Origin of the sequence: Winogradskyella alexanderae (assembly GCF_020166335.1) — a bacterium.
In the GTDB taxonomy this organism is placed as follows: domain Bacteria; phylum Bacteroidota; class Bacteroidia; order Flavobacteriales; family Flavobacteriaceae; genus Winogradskyella; species Winogradskyella alexanderae.
This window is the reverse complement of sequence record NZ_JAIUJR010000012.1, coordinates 16404-31815: the sequence shown is the minus strand read 5'-3', so window position 1 is coordinate 31815 and position 15412 is coordinate 16404. Positions and strand designations below refer to the sequence as shown.

General features: G+C 35.7%; 15 protein-coding genes. 7 read left to right on the top strand and 8 right to left on the bottom strand.

What is annotated here, in order from left to right; all coding sequences use genetic code 11:
- Nucleotides 1-11: 11 nt before the first annotated feature.
- From LBU54_RS14450 to asnB, 3 genes are all read right to left on the bottom strand, one after another.
- Nucleotides 12-731 (bottom strand): DUF6090 family protein, encoded by a 720-nt coding sequence (locus LBU54_RS14450; RefSeq protein WP_224531591.1) that lies wholly within the window; start codon nucleotides 729-731, stop codon nucleotides 12-14.
- A 43-nt stretch (nucleotides 732-774) separates the two neighbouring features.
- Complete coding sequence (locus LBU54_RS14445; RefSeq protein WP_224531588.1) at nucleotides 775-1548, bottom strand: DUF6090 family protein; 774 nt, start codon at nucleotides 1546-1548, stop codon at nucleotides 775-777.
- Nucleotides 1549-1813: 265 nt separating this feature from the next.
- Entirely contained in the window at nucleotides 1814-3475 is a 1662-nt protein-coding gene (gene asnB, locus LBU54_RS14440; protein WP_224531578.1) for an asparagine synthase B, read from the bottom strand.
- A gap of 237 nt (nucleotides 3476-3712) precedes the next feature.
- Here asnB and LBU54_RS14435 point away from each other — a divergent pair, with 237 nt between their 5' ends.
- Nucleotides 3713-4258 carry a DUF2911 domain-containing protein gene (locus tag LBU54_RS14435; RefSeq protein ID WP_224531575.1) on the top strand — a complete coding sequence of 182 codons (546 nt, stop codon included), beginning with the start codon at nucleotides 3713-3715 and terminating at the stop codon, nucleotides 4256-4258.
- A gap of 45 nt (nucleotides 4259-4303) precedes the next feature.
- On the opposite strand, the gene LBU54_RS14430 is transcribed toward LBU54_RS14435, so the two are convergent.
- A complete protein-coding gene (locus LBU54_RS14430) occupies nucleotides 4304-4936 on the bottom strand; it encodes a 7-carboxy-7-deazaguanine synthase QueE (protein WP_224531572.1) in 633 nt (210 codons plus the stop codon).
- 77 nt (nucleotides 4937-5013) lie between these two features.
- Nucleotides 5014-5460, bottom strand: a complete 447-nt coding sequence (locus LBU54_RS14425) for a Rid family hydrolase (protein WP_224531569.1) — start codon at nucleotides 5458-5460, stop codon at nucleotides 5014-5016.
- Nucleotides 5461-5520: 60 nt separating this feature from the next.
- Between LBU54_RS14425 and LBU54_RS14420 the strand changes: the two genes are divergently transcribed.
- The 6 genes from LBU54_RS14420 to LBU54_RS14395 are packed head-to-tail and all read left to right on the top strand — an operon-like array spanning nucleotide 5521 to nucleotide 10023.
- The gene (locus tag LBU54_RS14420) at nucleotides 5521-7059 is read left to right on the top strand and encodes a helicase HerA-like domain-containing protein (RefSeq protein ID WP_224531566.1); all 1539 of its coding nucleotides are present in this window, start codon (nucleotides 5521-5523) and stop codon (nucleotides 7057-7059) included.
- Nucleotides 7060-7073: 14 nt separating this feature from the next.
- On the top strand, nucleotides 7074-7634 hold the full coding sequence (locus LBU54_RS14415; protein WP_224531563.1) for a hypothetical protein: 561 nt from the start codon (nucleotides 7074-7076) through the stop codon (nucleotides 7632-7634).
- A 7-nt stretch (nucleotides 7635-7641) separates the two neighbouring features.
- Nucleotides 7642-8010, top strand: coding sequence for a cupin domain-containing protein (locus tag LBU54_RS14410; RefSeq protein WP_224531754.1), 369 nt, complete (start codon nucleotides 7642-7644; stop codon nucleotides 8008-8010).
- Complete coding sequence (locus LBU54_RS14405) at nucleotides 8007-8840, top strand: alpha/beta hydrolase (protein ID WP_224531560.1); 834 nt, start codon at nucleotides 8007-8009, stop codon at nucleotides 8838-8840. Before LBU54_RS14410 ends, LBU54_RS14405 begins: the two co-directional genes overlap by 4 nt.
- Nucleotides 8837-9601: a 23S rRNA pseudouridine(2604) synthase RluF gene (gene rluF, locus LBU54_RS14400; protein WP_224531557.1), complete on the top strand. Its 765-nt coding sequence runs from the start codon at nucleotides 8837-8839 to the stop codon at nucleotides 9599-9601. The genes LBU54_RS14405 and rluF overlap by 4 nt, the downstream gene beginning before the upstream one ends.
- Nucleotides 9601-10023, top strand: coding sequence for a VOC family protein (locus tag LBU54_RS14395; RefSeq protein WP_224531553.1), 423 nt, complete (start codon nucleotides 9601-9603; stop codon nucleotides 10021-10023). The genes rluF and LBU54_RS14395 overlap by 1 nt, the downstream gene beginning before the upstream one ends.
- A gap of 14 nt (nucleotides 10024-10037) precedes the next feature.
- Here the strand turns inward: LBU54_RS14395 and LBU54_RS14390 are convergent, their stop codons facing one another.
- From LBU54_RS14390 to LBU54_RS14380, 3 genes are all read right to left on the bottom strand, one after another.
- On the bottom strand, nucleotides 10038-10919 hold the full coding sequence (locus LBU54_RS14390) for a bifunctional 5,10-methylenetetrahydrofolate dehydrogenase/5,10-methenyltetrahydrofolate cyclohydrolase (protein ID WP_224531753.1): 882 nt from the start codon (nucleotides 10917-10919) through the stop codon (nucleotides 10038-10040).
- 23 nt (nucleotides 10920-10942) lie between these two features.
- A complete protein-coding gene (ffh, locus tag LBU54_RS14385; RefSeq protein WP_224531550.1) occupies nucleotides 10943-12274 on the bottom strand; it encodes a signal recognition particle protein in 1332 nt (443 codons plus the stop codon).
- Between the two features lie 188 nt (nucleotides 12275-12462).
- Nucleotides 12463-15354: a hypothetical protein gene (locus LBU54_RS14380; protein WP_224531547.1), complete on the bottom strand. Its 2892-nt coding sequence runs from the start codon at nucleotides 15352-15354 to the stop codon at nucleotides 12463-12465.
- Nucleotides 15355-15412: the final 58 nt, after the last annotated feature.

Here is a 15412-nt window from a genome sequence, read left to right as displayed (position 1 = left end):
TCCGGTAGAAGTTAATCATTAATATTTGTTTCTATTAAGTTCAAAGTCTCATTTAGATAGTTATTAAATACTTTATAAGAATTTAAGGCATACATATAATTTAAGGCATTGTTATACACCTGATTTTCAAATTGTACAGTTCTAATTGTTTGGCTGTAGTTCACCTTAAAACTTGATTTAGAAATATTTTTAAAGTTAATATCTTCTTCAAAAAAGTCAGGAGTTTCCATATTCCTCAATAATACCTTATTTGTTAATGAAGGAATAAATAAGTCAAATAAATAGTCTCGGTAAATTACAATATCGTCTTCTGTATCGGTTTGATAATACGACCAATTAGATAGTTGTTTTCTTAAATCAGTATCTCTTATAAGGTTAATAGATCCTGTATTTAGCATTTCGTCAATGGATCCTGTTATAATATCAAGAGACATTGTTTTATTAATAATTTCATCAATTAAATGTTCAATTTCAGTATTATCAATTTCAGCATTACTTCTAATAATTTCGAGCAAGGAAGCTGATGCATCATATGCCTGCATGAAGCTATCATAAGCTTCATTAACGTTGTTAATATTGGTTTTAAAGTCTATTTGTAAGTTTTTCAAAATGACCTGTTCCCTTTTTCTATCTTTTCTTTCCTCATTCCAGTTATTTATCTGTAGCGCAATTAGAATTCCCATTACTACAAGCAGTATCTCTCCAATGGCATATTTAAGGTATTTTCCCATATTGTTTTCTTGGATTAATGAGTGGCGAATATGACGAAAGAATTTAATCATCGAGCTCAATCTCTTTATCAATAAGTTCAATTAGTTTTTGACACATATCTTTCATTTGCCTAAACTGGTTGTTCATCACAGTAAATTCATATACTGCCATTACAAAGCCATTTTTTTGCTGCGTATCTTTAAGCATGGCCTCAAACTCAACCTTTGGTAGGTCTCTATTCTCTCCGACAGCTCCTTCACTAACATAGTACATGTAGTTTTGAACTATGGGATTCATATCCATCATCTTATAGGACGGTTCATAAAGCATAATTTCGGCATCGTATCTAAAATGTTCCTCTTCACTTTTTAAGGATTTATAGAGTGATTCCATATTAAGTAGAATACCCTTAATTGAATCGTTAGAAATTAAGGCAAGATTACCCGAATTCATAAGTTCTTGAAAGGTGTTATTTATTTGTGAAAATTTTTGCCAAGTATAAATATCAATCGTTTTTCTACTAAACGCTTTTAAATCCTCAATTGGTTGACCTTCATAATGTGCTATAATTGCATTGGCGGAGTTAATTGCTTTTTGTCGCGTGGCGATGTAGTTATTTAAATGTGCGATATTAAGTTTTAAATCGGTCTTAATATTTTTCAAATAATGTAACTCTTGTGCGCGTTGCTTTTTTAGCTCATTATTATTATTAATGTTAAGGGCAATTAGAATACCAATAACAACCAATAGAATTTCTCCAATGGCATACAAAAGGTATTTGCTGAAACGATTTTCAGATAATAAACGTTGACGTATTTTTCTAAAGAACTTTATCATAGCGCAATAATTGAGTTATTATAAATGCCGCAAGTGGCTATCTTCACCAATGGTCTACTAGACCTTTGATTTTGATGAATCAAAATTCTGTTGTGATAATGACGTCTTCGCCTAAAGAATATAATCATAGCTTACAGGATTCTGCAAGCAGGAAATTAAAGTAGAATTGGATGGTTAATATATATGTACATAAATGTAGTAAAATTGTTACAAAAAAGGAGCATTGAATAAATGCTCCTTTTTATTTGTAATAGTTAAAATCAGTTTAATAGGCATCTTCATGTACTTTAGCTACTGCTCTGCCAGAAGGATCATTCATATTTTTAAACGCTTCATCCCACTCCAATGCAATTTTAGTACTACAAGCCACACTCGGTTCTTGTGGTACACTTAGAGCGGCAGCATCACTAGGGAAGTGACTTTCAAAAATTGTTCTATAGTAGTACTCTTCTTTGTTTTGTGGTGTTTGAATAGGAAAACGGAAATGTGCATTTGCCAATTGCTCATCGCTCACCTCAGCTTCAACAACCTCTTTTAAGGTGTCTATCCAACTGTAGCCCACACCATCACTGAATTGTTCTTTTTGTCTCCAAGCTACACTCTCAGGTAGCATATCTTCAAAAGCCTTACGCACCACCCATTTCTCCATACGTTCTCCATTTATCATTTTATCTTCCGGGTTGATGCGCATAGCAACATCCATAAACTCCTTATCCAAAAACGGCACACGTCCTTCTATTCCCCAAGCAGCAAGACTTTTGTTTGCCCTCAAGCAATCGTACATATGCAACTTGCTCAACTTACGGACCGTTTCCTCATGAAACTCTTTTGCGTTTGGTGCTTTGTGGAAGTATAAATAACCTCCAAATATCTCGTCTGCACCTTCACCAGATAATACCATTTTAATACCCATTGATTTAATAACCCTTGCCATTAAATACATTGGCGTACTAGCGCGAACTGTTGTGATATCATAAGTTTCTAATTGATAGATAACATCTTTTATAGCATCTAATCCTTCTTGAATGGTGAATTTTATTTCGTGATGAACAGTTCCGATATGATCAGCTACTTTTTGTGCAGCTGCTAAATCTGGAGACCCTTCCAAACCAACCGAAAAACTATGTAACTGTGGCCACCAAGCTTGTTCTTTATCATCTGCCTCTACTCTACGTTGTGAGTATTTCTTAGCAATTGCAGAGGTTATTGACGAATCTAAGCCACCTGATAATAGTACCCCATAAGGTACATCACTCATTAACTGACGGTGAACAGCATCTTCAAGCGCTTGGCGCACCTCAGCAATACTTGTTTCATTGTCTTTAACGGCCTCGTAGTCTTCCCAATCGCGCTTATACCATTGTACAAGCTCACCATCTATACTGCTTAGGTAATGTCCTGGAGGAAATAATTCTATCTTGGTACATACACCTTCTAATGCCTTTAATTCTGAAGCCACATAGAACGTACCGTGTTTATCCCAGCCCATATATAGTGGAATAATTCCCATATGATCACGAGCAATAAAATAGTCGTCTTTGTCAACATCATAAATCGCAAAACCAAAGATACCGTTCATATCATCTACAAAATCAACACCCTTCTCTTTATACAATGCCAAAATAACTTCGCAATCACTTTCAGTCTGAAACTTGTAATCAGGAAATTGAGCACGCAGTTCTCTGTGGTTGTATATTTCTCCATTAGCTGCCAAAATAAGTTTCTTGTCTTCACTAAATAAGGGTTGCTTACCAGAAGCCGGATCTACAATTGCTAAACGCTCATGCGCCAAAATTGCCTTATCATCACTGTAAATACCACTCCAGTCTGGACCACGATGACGAATGGATTTAGCCATTTCTAAAACCTGTGGTCTTAAGGTTTCACTTTTTTGTTTTATTTCAAACGCGCATACAATACCGCACATAACTTTTGGTTTTATTATTAATTATGAATCAAATATGTGAATAAACTTTCATTTATTAAATATAAATTAACTAATTGGTTATCTTTTATAATTAAATATCAAATTATTGGATAATATTATAATAACAATACGTTAAAAACAATAGGATAAGTATCAAAATGTAAATTTTAATATTTCCTTACGATTAAATGCTCTTTATAAACTCTAATTTTAGCTTCAACAAAAACAAACTTACATATGAAACCGACAAAATTATTTACAACCATTGTTTTCGCTGTAATGATGGTATTTTCATTCAATGCTGAAGCGCAAGAATTCAAACCACTTGATAAGAGCCCTATGGATGCAGCATCTTTTCCAAGCTCTTACAAAGAATCTAACAAGCTTATCAAGATTACTTATAGTAGACCACAATTAAAAGGTCGTGAAATGAGCGAGCTTGCACCTACTGGTAAAGTTTGGCGTACTGGAGCTAATGAGGCGGCAGAACTTACATTGTACACTGATATGATGCTAGGTGACACTAAAGTGAGCGCAGGTACTTACACATTTTATGTAATTCCAGGAGAAAAAGAATGGACTGCCATAATCAGTACAGATCTAAATGTTTGGGGTAGTTATTTCTACAAGGAAGAAAACGACGTAGCCAGACTAAAAGTTCCTGTAAGTATGGGCGACGAGTCCTTAGAGGCCTTTTCTATTGCGTTTGAAGAAGCCAAAGATGGTGTACACATGCACTTAGGATGGGACAAGGTGAGAGTTACTGTTCCGTTTACCAAATAAGATTTTAAACTCAAATAAAAAAGCCTTGATCTCTCAAGGCTTTTTTTATGGAATATTTAAATATTTGTGTGTTTGCAGAGAAACTTTCCATTTCGGATTGGCCATAACATAATCTACTATCAAAGGCATCATCTTATCGCGTTTGCTCCATTCGGGTTGAAGATATAAAATACAATTCTTGTTTACTTTCGATGCTTGCTCCTCTGCAAATCTAAAATCGTCCTTATTATAAATAATACATTTAAGTTCATGTGCCTTAGCATAAATTTCCTCAGTTGGAAGCTTCACCTTTTTAGGTGAAAGGCAAATCCAGTCCCAAACTCCTGTTAATTTGTATGCACCTGAAGTTTCAATATGTGTTTGTAATCCCTTTTCTTTTAGTTGTTTGGTAAGAGGTCCCATGTCCCAAGTTAAGGGTTCGCCACCTGTTACAACAATGGTATTACTGTATTTGGCTGCATTTTCAACAATCTTTGAGGTCTCAGTTGGTGGATGCAGTTCGGCCAACCAACTCTCTTTAACATCGCACCAGTGGCAACCAACATCGCAACCACCTATTCTGATAAAATATGCAGCAGTCCCTTTATGGTAACCTTCGCCCTGAATTGTATAAAATTCCTCCATTAAAGGTAGCAGCAAACCTTTGTCTATTAGCTCCTGTTGCTCTCGTCTTGTCATAGTGGGCAAAGATAGTCTTTATAGAAAGAAGAACGAAGTTTGTATTGATAAGTTGACAAGAATAAGATAACCATATTTTATTTTGAAGCAATAACATCTATTTCAATACTTGCACCACCAGCCAAGCCTAAAGCCGCGAATGTTGTACGTGCTGGTTTTTTTGTGAAGTAAGACGTATAAACTGAATTGAAAGCTTGAAAATCATTAATATCCTTTAGAATTACCGTGCATTTCACAACATGATCCAAACTTAAATTATGATATTCAAGTACATCTTTTATATTTTCAATCACTTGCGTAGTTTCAGCTTCAATACCACCTTCCACAAGCTTACCAAGTGTATGGTCCTTTCCGATTTGACCCGTTAAAAACAACAAGTTTTTTGTTTCAACTACATCACTAAATGGTACTTCTGCCCTACTTGGTTCATGAGACTTGTGAAATTTTATTTCATTTTGGTTGGACATGCACGAACACAATAGCAAAACTGCACACAGAGCAGAAAAAATAGATTTATTTTTCATAACAAACAGCGTTTTAAACTTGATTAAAATTACATTATTTTTATGCAAAATATATGAAGCATGACGAAATCGGAAAAATTCATAAATGACATAAAACAAGGCAATACTTTTAAGGGAGACTTTATCACACTGGGTGCTGCCATGTTAGGAGGCGAAACCATGACGAACGCTTTTGTTAATGTTCCTCTTAAAACAATGAACAGACATGGTTTAATTGCAGGTGCTACAGGTACTGGTAAAACAAAAACCTTACAAGTACTTGCCGAAAACTTGTCAGAAAAGGGTATACCTGTATTATTGATGGATATAAAAGGAGACTTAAGTGGTCTGGCAAAGGCAAGCCCTGGTCATCCAAAAATCGATGAGCGTCATGAAAAAATCGGATTGCCTTTTGATGCAAAAGAGTTCCCTGTTGAAATCCTCACCTTGTCCGAACAGGATGGTGTGCGATTAAGGGCAACCATCAGTGAGTTTGGACCTGTTTTGATTTCTAGAATATTGGATGTTACTGAAACCCAAGCTGGAATTATCTCAGTAATTTTTAAATATTGTGATGATCATAAATTACCCCTTTTAGACCTCAAAGATTTCAAAAAAATCCTTCAATATGCAACAGGTGAAGGTAAAGAAGAGTTTCAAGAAGCTTATGGTAGAATTTCGACGGCATCCACCGGAGCCATCTTAAGAAAGCTTATTGAATTGGAACAGCAAGGTGGCGATCTATTCTTTGGTGAAACGTCTTTTGATACGCAAGATTTGCTTCGTTTAGACAAAGATGGACGCGGGTATATCAATATCATAAGACTTACGGACATTCAAGACAAGCCGAAACTTTTTTCAACCTTTATGCTGAGCTTACTAGCTGAAATTTATTCGACCTTTCCTGAGCAAGGTGATAGCGGGAGACCTGAACTCATTATGTTCATTGATGAAGCGCACCTCATTTTTAATGAAGCTTCGGATGCTTTGCTTAATCAAATAGAAAGTATTGTAAAACTGATACGTAGTAAGGGAGTTGGCTTATATTTTGTTACTCAAAATCCAACTGACGTTCCGGAAGCAGTGTTAGGGCAATTAGGGCTTAAAGTACAACACGCGCTTCGCGCATTCACGGCAAAAGACAGAAAAGCCATTAAGCTTACAGCTCAAAATTATCCAGATACGGAATATTACGATACTGCAGAAGTACTCACTTCACTTGGTATTGGAGAAGCTTTAGTATCTGCTCTAGATGAGAAAGGTAAGCCAACACCTCTGGCTGCAACTATGATGCGTGCACCAATGAGCCGCATGGATATTCTCACAGAATCTGAACTAGGTGCTCTATTGGCACAGTCTAAATTAGCAAGAAAATACAACGAAGAAATTGATCGCGATAGTGCTTATGAAATGCTGAACAAAAAGATTGAACAAGCAGAAGCAGAAGAGGCTAAACGAAAAGCCCAAGAAGAACAAGAAGCTCTTAAAAAAGCAGAAACTAAAAGAAAAACTTCATCCTCGGGCAGACGTAGAACAAGGCAAAACCCTATCGTGAAGGTTTTATCTAGTCCTACTGTAATTAGAAGCGTACTAGGAATACTAACCAAAATGCTTAAATAAATTTAAATCTAATTATGAAAAACACTTATATTGTTTTAATACTCTGTGCACTTCTAGCTGTAAGTTGTTCGAAAGAAAATGCACCAGACCCCTTCCTAATTTCTAAGCACCAAATAGGATTGCTTACGGATTCTACACAAGTTAAAGAGCTTGACGCAATCTTTGCAAACGATTCTGTTGTGCGCTATGTAGCAGGAGACGAATTTGCAGGCTCTGTAAATAGTATAGAGATATTTGAAAAAGGCGGTAAGAAGTTACTAGACCTTACACCGAGAGAAGCTTTAGATTCTACATCTGTTGTTTCAAGTATTTCAATACTTGATAGCAGATTCAAAACAAAAAAAGACATTTCTGTTACCAGTACATTTAAAGCTATTAACGAAGCATATAATATATCAAAAATAGACAGATTAATAGACAATTCATTAGTTGTTTCGGTGAATGAAATCAATGCCTCTTTCACTATAGATAAAAATGATTTACCCACAGCATTACGATTTAGTACAGAGACATCTATCGATCCTATTCAGATCCCAGGTCCTACCAAGATAACTTATTTTATAATTCATTGGTAAGGTGAAAATTAAGAAGTATACAGTCCAAACCACACCGTTTATAGTGCCTACTAACGATGGCAAACTTATTAAAGAACATTTTGGTTTAGCTTCAGTCCGCAACTCAGAGATTAGTATTGCTCATATGGTTGCACCTCCTGGTTGGAGTGAACCTTTTCAAACACCTGAATTTGACGAATTCACCTTTATCATTAAGGGTAAAAAGCAGTTTATCATTGAAGATGAGACTATCGTTTTAGAAGCAGGGCAGTCTATAAAGATTGAAAAAAATACAAGATTGCAGTATTCAAATCCGTTCACGGAACCATGCGAGTACATTGCTATATGTATTCCTGCATTTTCAATAAATTCCGTTCATAGAGAAGACACACAATGAGTAGTTTAGTCATAAAGTCAATAGGTACAGCATTAAACGCAACAAGTTTAATTTCTTCCAAGTATGCCTCGAAAAAGGCCTTGAATCTGTTTGCATCACCTCGAAAAGGACGATACAATGAAGTTCAATTAAAAACTCTAGAACAAGCAGACTATAATTTACTTAAATATGAAAATCATACGATTGCCACTTATCACTTTGAGGGAAATTCTAAAACCATATTGTTAGCCCACGGCTGGGAAAGTAATGCATCACGATGGTCATATTTATTTGAAGACTTAATTGCCGAAGATTATAACATTATCCTTTTAGATGGTCCAGCGCATGGAAAATCTGGTGGTAAACAATTTAATGCGGTTCTTTATTCTGAATTTATCAATGTTGTTGCAGAAACCTATAAACCAGAGGCCTTAATTGGTCATTCGGTTGGTGGCATGGCCAGTGTTTTTTGTATGCATAATCACCAATTGGATTTTGTAAAGAAACTTGTCTTATTAGGCGCACCGGCCCATTTTACAGGCGTTTTCACTAGATATAAATCCATGATGGGCTACAACCATAGGATTTCCGAAGGTCTAGACCGGATTGTTTTGGAGCGTTTTGGGAAACCTACTGATTATTTTTCAGCAGCGAATTTTACAAAAGACATCGAAGCAGAGGGATTAATTATACATGATAAAAAGGACAAGATTATTCCTTACGAAGACGCGCTACTTTTTGCAAATCGTTATAAAAACGCTGAATTGATTACCACTACTGGTTATGGTCATAGTTTAAAAGATAAATCTATTACGCCTAGTATTATAAATTTCCTTAATAAGAAAAAATGACAGATCAATTAAAACGGTTAAATAAATATCTCAGTGAAGCAGGTTACTGCTCCCGCAGAGAAGCCGATCGCTTAATTGATGCGGGTAGAGTAACTATTAATGATATTGTTCCTGAAATGGGCACAAAGGTTAGTCCTGATGATATTGTTAAGGTTGATGGTGAAACGATTGGCGGACAAAAGAAAGACTTTGTATACCTCGCTTTTAATAAGCCTGTGGGTATTGTTTGCACAACAGATACACGTGTTGAAAAAGACAACATTATTGATTATATAAATTACCCTAAACGAATTTTTCCTATCGGCAGATTAGATAAGCCTAGTGAAGGTCTTATACTTCTTACTGACGATGGTGATATTGTAAATAAAATTCTCAGAGCCAGTAATAACCATGAAAAAGAATATATAGTAACATTAGACAAGCCCATTTCTCAAACCTTTATTGAGCGGATGTCGGGTGGTATTTATATTGAGGAACTCGGTCAGCGCACAAAAAAATGCAAAGTTAAAAAAATAGATAAATACACCTTCAGTATAATACTAACGCAGGGCTTAAATAGACAGATAAGACGTATGTGTGATTATCTGAATTATAATGTATTAACCTTAAAGCGTGTTAGAATAATGAATATTGAACTCGATGTTCCAGTGGGAAAATACAGAGAGCTGACATTGAATGAATTAGACAAACTGAATACCTTAATCAGGGATTCAAAAAAAACCTATCAGCCAAATAATCGAAGTAATAAAAGAACAAAATAATGACACAACTTTCACCATTCCATCTGGCTATTCCAGTAGATAATTTAGAAGAATGCCGAAAATTTTATACCAATGTTTTAAACTTTGAAGAAGGTCGAAGCAGTCACCACTGGGTAGATTATAACTTTTTTGGACATCAATTGGTCATTCATTATAAACCAAAGACTAAGGAAGATTCACACACTAACGCTGTTGATGGCAAAGACGTTCCTGTTCCACATTTTGGTGTGGTACTGCCTTGGGACTCCTTCAAAGAATTTGCCGACCGTATAAAATCAAAAGGCATTGAATTTATCATAGAACCTTATATACGCTTTGAAGGGCAAGTTGGAGAGCAGGCCACAATGTTTTTTAAAGATCCCTCTGGTAATGCTTTAGAGTTTAAAGCTTTTAAGGACATGTCTCAACTATTTGCGAAGTGAAAATAAGTACCTCATTACTTATTTTTTCTATGTTGGTCTCTAGCCAATAAGGTATTCTTTAATAACATGGCAATGGTCATTGGACCAACACCTCCTGGAACAGGTGTAATATAGCTAGCTTTCTTACTACAATTTTCAAAGTCTACATCTCCTGTGATATAATAACCTTTTTCAGAATCGTCAGGGACGCGAGTTATACCAACATCAATAATTACAGCATCATCCTTGACCATTTCTGCTTTTAAGAAATTTGGAATACCTAACGCTGAAATAATAATATCTGCCTGAGATGTGATTTGAGTAATATTTTTAGTATGACTATGCGTCAAAGTGACGGTAGAATTTCCAGGGAAGCCTTTACGACCCATAAGTATACTCATTGGTCTCCCAACAATGTGAGAACGACCTATAATAACCGTATGCTTACCATCGGTTTCAACGCCGTAACGGTCTAATAATTCCAGAATTCCAAATGGCGTTGCAGGAATGAATGTAGACATATCTAAAGCCATTTTCCCAAAATTCATTGGATGGAAACCATCTACATCCTTATCTGGATTCACGGCCATTAATACCTTTCGAGTATTAATTTGAGGTGGTAAAGGTAGCTGAATAATAAAACCATCGATATCGTCATTATTATTCAACTCATCAATCTTATCAAGTAATTCAATCTCGCTTGTAGTATTTGCCATGCGTACCATTGTAGACTCAAAACCTACGCGCTCACATGCCCTTACCTTACTACCAACATAAGTTAGACTAGCACCATCATTACCAACAATAACAGCGGCAAGGTGAGGCACCTTTTCACCATTAGCTTTCATTTTATCAACCTCTGCTTTTATCTCGTTCTTAATATCATTGCTAGTTTTTCTTCCGTCTAAAATTGTCATCACTAATGGTTTGTTTAATGTTATTATCTAGGCATATTTTTCATCATCTGCATCATACGCTTTCCACCACCACCTTGCATCATTTTCATCATTTTACTCATTTGGGTAAACTGCTTCAACAATTGATTTACTTCTTGAACTGTTGTACCTGAACCCTTTGCTATGCGCTTCTTTCTGCTCGCATTTAATACTGATGGATTTGAACGCTCACCTGGAGTCATAGAATGAATGATAGCTTCAATACCTTTAAATGCATCATCATCAATATCTACATCTTTCATCATCTTACCAGCACCAGGAATCATTCCGATGAGGTCTTTCATATTACCCATCTTTTTGATCTGTTGAATCTGTTTCAAGAAATCGTCAAAACCAAATTGGTTCTTTGCAATTTTCTTTTGAAGCTTTCGCGCTTCTTCTTCATCAAATTGTTCTTGGGCACGCTCAACTAACGAAACAACATCTCCCATTCCAAGGATACGGTCAGCCATACGTGATGGATAGAAGACATCAATGGCTTCCATTTTCTCACCAGTACCAATAAACTTAATTGGTTTATTAACTACGGACTTGATAGATATTGCGGCACCGCCTCTTGTATCACCATCTAACTTTGTTAGAATTACACCGTCAAAATTCAAGATGTCGTTGAAGGCTTTTGCTGTATTTACAGCATCCTGACCTGTCATCGAATCCACAACAAACAAAGTCTCTTGTGGTTGTATTGCTTTATGAATGTTTGAGATTTCGGTCATCATAGCTTCATCTACAGCCAAACGACCTGCTGTATCTATTATAACCACATTATGTCCATTAGCTTTTGCATGAGCAATACCTGCTTGTGCAATGGCCACAGGATCATTGTTGCCCTTGTCACTGTAAACCTCAACATTAATTTGTTCTCCAACGATATGTAACTGATCTATTGCTGCTGGACGGTACACATCACACGCAACTAATAGTGGTTTCTTGGTCTTTTTGTTTTTGAGATAGTTGGCCAGCTTACCCGAAAAAGTTGTTTTACCAGAACCTTGTAAACCTGACATTAAAATTACACTAGGATTGCCCGATAGATTTATACCTTCTGCATCACCACCCATTAATTCGGTAAGCTCGTCCTTTACAATTTTAACCATTAATTGGCCTGGTTGTAAAGTTGTCAATACATTTTGACCAAGCGCCTTTTCTTTTACTTTATTGGTAAATTGTTTAGCAATCTTAAAGTTAACATCGGCATCTAAAAGCGCACGTCTTACTTCCTTTAGGGTCTCTGCAACATTTACTTCTGTAATACTTCCATGTCCCTTGAGTACGTGTAACGCCTTATCTAACTTCTCACTTAAATTATTGAACATAATCTTTATCTCTTTTGAAGATGCAAATTTAAGAATTTACGAGAGATAAACGAATGGTAGATTTATAATTATAGAAGGCTAGTATTAATGATAAATCAATAAAAAAGAGTTGCTCAGCGGCGAGCAACTCTTTCCATCAACTTAAACTTACTAAAAAATACTAACTTACTTAATAGCGGTTCTTCTTCTTAGTCACAAGTTCGTTCTAATACAAGATTTACATTATCATTTTGTAGTTGTAATACCTCAGCAGAACATTCTACTACCACCCAGCTACCTGACAAAGCCTGAATTTCTGGTTCTGCCACATTATCAAAAGTTACGATCACTCCATCTGCAGATTCTGAAGTAGTGTATGTTGCCGTTACGGTAGTTTCACCATTAGACATTATAACAACCTGGCTATTCGCTTCAAAATCTAGAATCCAATTAATTAAATTGTCATCACCATTATAGCTTACTGGTATCCAAGTACACTCGGCTAAAATGCCATCTACATCGCCCTCTGTACAGTCACCGCCTTGTCCACAATCTTCAACAAAAATGGATAACGGGAAAACTTGAACTTGGTTTTCAATTTCCACTCTTACATATAAAACCTGTTGCACTGTAATATTTGTATATGCTTCTGGGTTGGCAATTGCATTAATGCCACTAACAGCGTCCGTTTGTGTTTCGTGATATGTCACAACATCTGCAGAGGGCGTACAATTAGCAAAAGCAATGGTTAAATCAAAGACTTCAAAGCCGTCATTACCTTCATCACACTTCTCAATTACCGCATCAAAACTTTCAAAACACTCAAATGGATTACAGTCTAGAACATTCAAGACGATTGTATATACTTCAAAATTACCCGTTTCTGATTCAACTCTTAGATAAACTTCTCCTCCATCTGAGAAATATGATTCCGAATTAGAAATAGATGCCCCACCTGACTCAGCGTCGGCCAATGTCTCGTGGAAAGAGGCTGTAAAGTTATAAGGACAATCTATTAATCCAATTGTGTTTGCACTAAGATTGAACTCTGCAACACCGTTTGGATTTGCACATTCTTCTAACTCAAAATTACTAAAACAGTCAAATACACCCTCATTACAATTCTCAACAATTAGTTCTACAGGATATTTATAAAATACGTCCTGATTTTCAAATAGTGTTACCCTAACGTATACAGTCTGCGGCGTACTTGTATTAGTGTATGCTGTTGCACCCTCTAATATATCAGTATTTGTTTCTGCACCAACAGCTGATGTATGGAACGTAATGATTACAGACTGGTCAGTATTGCAATCTGGTACAGCTTCGTAAATATTGAATACCGCAAAACCATCACCATTGTCATCACACTGTTCTAATACATAACCATCATTTTCGTAGCACTCGAATGGATTAACATTTACATCACAATCACGCTCAATTATTACATACTCATTTTCCCTAATTAATTTTAATCTGTCGTCATCACACTCAATTATTTGCCATGTACCAGATAGATTTTCAAATAATATTTCGATATTAAGAACAAGTCCTCCTGGATTTGATGACACAGACCAGTTTCCTTCTTGAACAACATCACCATTTAGCGAAACAAAGACATCATAATTTACTGTAAAGTCAAAATCAAATTCAACTAAATCGTTGCTACCATTATAGTCTACAACATTCCATACACACTCTTTTAAATTTACCTCAACATTCTCATCGCTACAGAATTCCTCATAATCACACTCTTGCTCCAAATAGATATAATTACCTTCATTTATTAGATATAGTTCATCATCTTCACACTCTGCTACTTTCCACTGACCATTGAGAACTTGGTATTCATTGTCAAATTCTAAGGTTAAATAAATATAGCCTCCAGCCAATGTTAAATCCCATGCACCAATTGCTGTTTCACTACCATTAGCATTTAATACCTGACCATCTGGGGTAAAGTATACATAAACGGCAACCGTAGTATCAACTAGATTGGTTTCCAATAACCATGGACACTCGACAATACCAGCATTGATTTCTGCGACCGAACAATCTACTTCATCGTCATCACAATCCTGATCTAATTCGATAGTAAAGTCTCCTCTTTCAATTTCTAAATAATCATCGTCGCACTCTGTGACAATCCAAACACCACCTAAGTCTTGTTCAAATGCCGTAAGGTTGGAGAGGATTAATTTTAATCCATCATCAGTATCGGTTAACTCCCAGTTTCCTTCAATAATGGCTGTTGTATCACCCTCGGTTATTTCTAGAGAACCATCTGCATTGAATTCAATTTGGTAATTATCAAAGTCATTAAACTCATCATCAATATCCCACGGACATTCTACTAGCAATTCAGCTATATTATCTTCATTACATTCGTATTCTTCATCATCGTCATCACAGTCATCCTCTGCTGCTTCAATAGCCTCAGCTAACTCTTCATTAGAATTAACTTCAATTGTTTCCCCATTAGCATATACTAATGTAATAGGATAATTTAAACTAACGATAAGTGCATTATCATCTTCCTCTAGCTCCTCTAAGAAGTTATAAAGTTCTTCATCACTACCAATGGAAACAGTATCAATGACATCAAAATCTGCATTGAAGATGGAGAACGAAATAGGATATACAAAATCAATACATTCTATTACTTCTTCATCATCGTCATCGTCACAATCATCTATAAAGTTTTCTAACTGCTCTTGATTTTCAATGACTATCTCTGTATAATCGTTAAAAATTATAGTTATTGGGAAAAGGAAGTCTAAAATATCTTCATTGCCTTCAAATTCCTCGAATAAATCTTCAAGTTCATCAAGATCTTCTACAGATTCAATAACTATTGTTATGTCACTTACAATAATAGTTACCGGTAATTCTATTGAAAAACAGCTAGCACCATCTAAAACATCATCATAGGCACCATAATTAGCAGTTGTATTGCTCATTAAACTAGCTAATACCGAACTAGGAACTATCGTTTCTTGTTCTGACGGATTGGTAATCTGTGTTTCTTCATTCTGACAAGCCGTAAAGCTCAATAGGGCAAAAAAGGCAAGTAGGATGAGTTGATTGAATTTGGTCTTCATAACGTATTTATTTTGTTGATTCACCTATATAACAACTAAGAAACAAAAACTCCTACCC

Bases quoted from the DNA above. Each gene is read 5' to 3' on its own strand.
- LBU54_RS14450 (WP_224531591.1), bottom strand. From the start codon at position 731: ATGGGAAAATACCTTAAATATGCCATTGGAGAGATACTGCTTGTAGTA.
- LBU54_RS14445 (WP_224531588.1), bottom strand. From the start codon at position 1,548: ATGATAAAGTTCTTTAGAAAAATACGTCAACGTTTATTATCTGAAAAT.
- asnB (WP_224531578.1), bottom strand. From the start codon at position 3,475: ATGTGCGGTATTGTATGCGCGTTTGAAATAAAACAAAAAAGTGAAACC.
- LBU54_RS14435 (WP_224531575.1), top strand. From the start codon at position 3,713: ATGAAACCGACAAAATTATTTACAACCATTGTTTTCGCTGTAATGATG.
- LBU54_RS14430 (WP_224531572.1), bottom strand. From the start codon at position 4,936: ATGACAAGACGAGAGCAACAGGAGCTAATAGACAAAGGTTTGCTGCTA.
- LBU54_RS14425 (WP_224531569.1), bottom strand. From the start codon at position 5,460: ATGAAAAATAAATCTATTTTTTCTGCTCTGTGTGCAGTTTTGCTATTG.
- LBU54_RS14420 (WP_224531566.1), top strand. From the start codon at position 5,521: ATGACGAAATCGGAAAAATTCATAAATGACATAAAACAAGGCAATACT.
- LBU54_RS14415 (WP_224531563.1), top strand. From the start codon at position 7,074: ATGAAAAACACTTATATTGTTTTAATACTCTGTGCACTTCTAGCTGTA.
- LBU54_RS14405 (WP_224531560.1), top strand. From the start codon at position 8,007: ATGAGTAGTTTAGTCATAAAGTCAATAGGTACAGCATTAAACGCAACA.
- rluF (WP_224531557.1), top strand. From the start codon at position 8,837: ATGACAGATCAATTAAAACGGTTAAATAAATATCTCAGTGAAGCAGGT.
- LBU54_RS14395 (WP_224531553.1), top strand. From the start codon at position 9,601: ATGACACAACTTTCACCATTCCATCTGGCTATTCCAGTAGATAATTTA.
- LBU54_RS14390 (WP_224531753.1), bottom strand. From the start codon at position 10,919: ATGACAATTTTAGACGGAAGAAAAACTAGCAATGATATTAAGAACGAG.
- ffh (WP_224531550.1), bottom strand. From the start codon at position 12,274: ATGTTCAATAATTTAAGTGAGAAGTTAGATAAGGCGTTACACGTACTC.
- LBU54_RS14380 (WP_224531547.1), bottom strand. From the start codon at position 15,354: ATGAAGACCAAATTCAATCAACTCATCCTACTTGCCTTTTTTGCCCTA.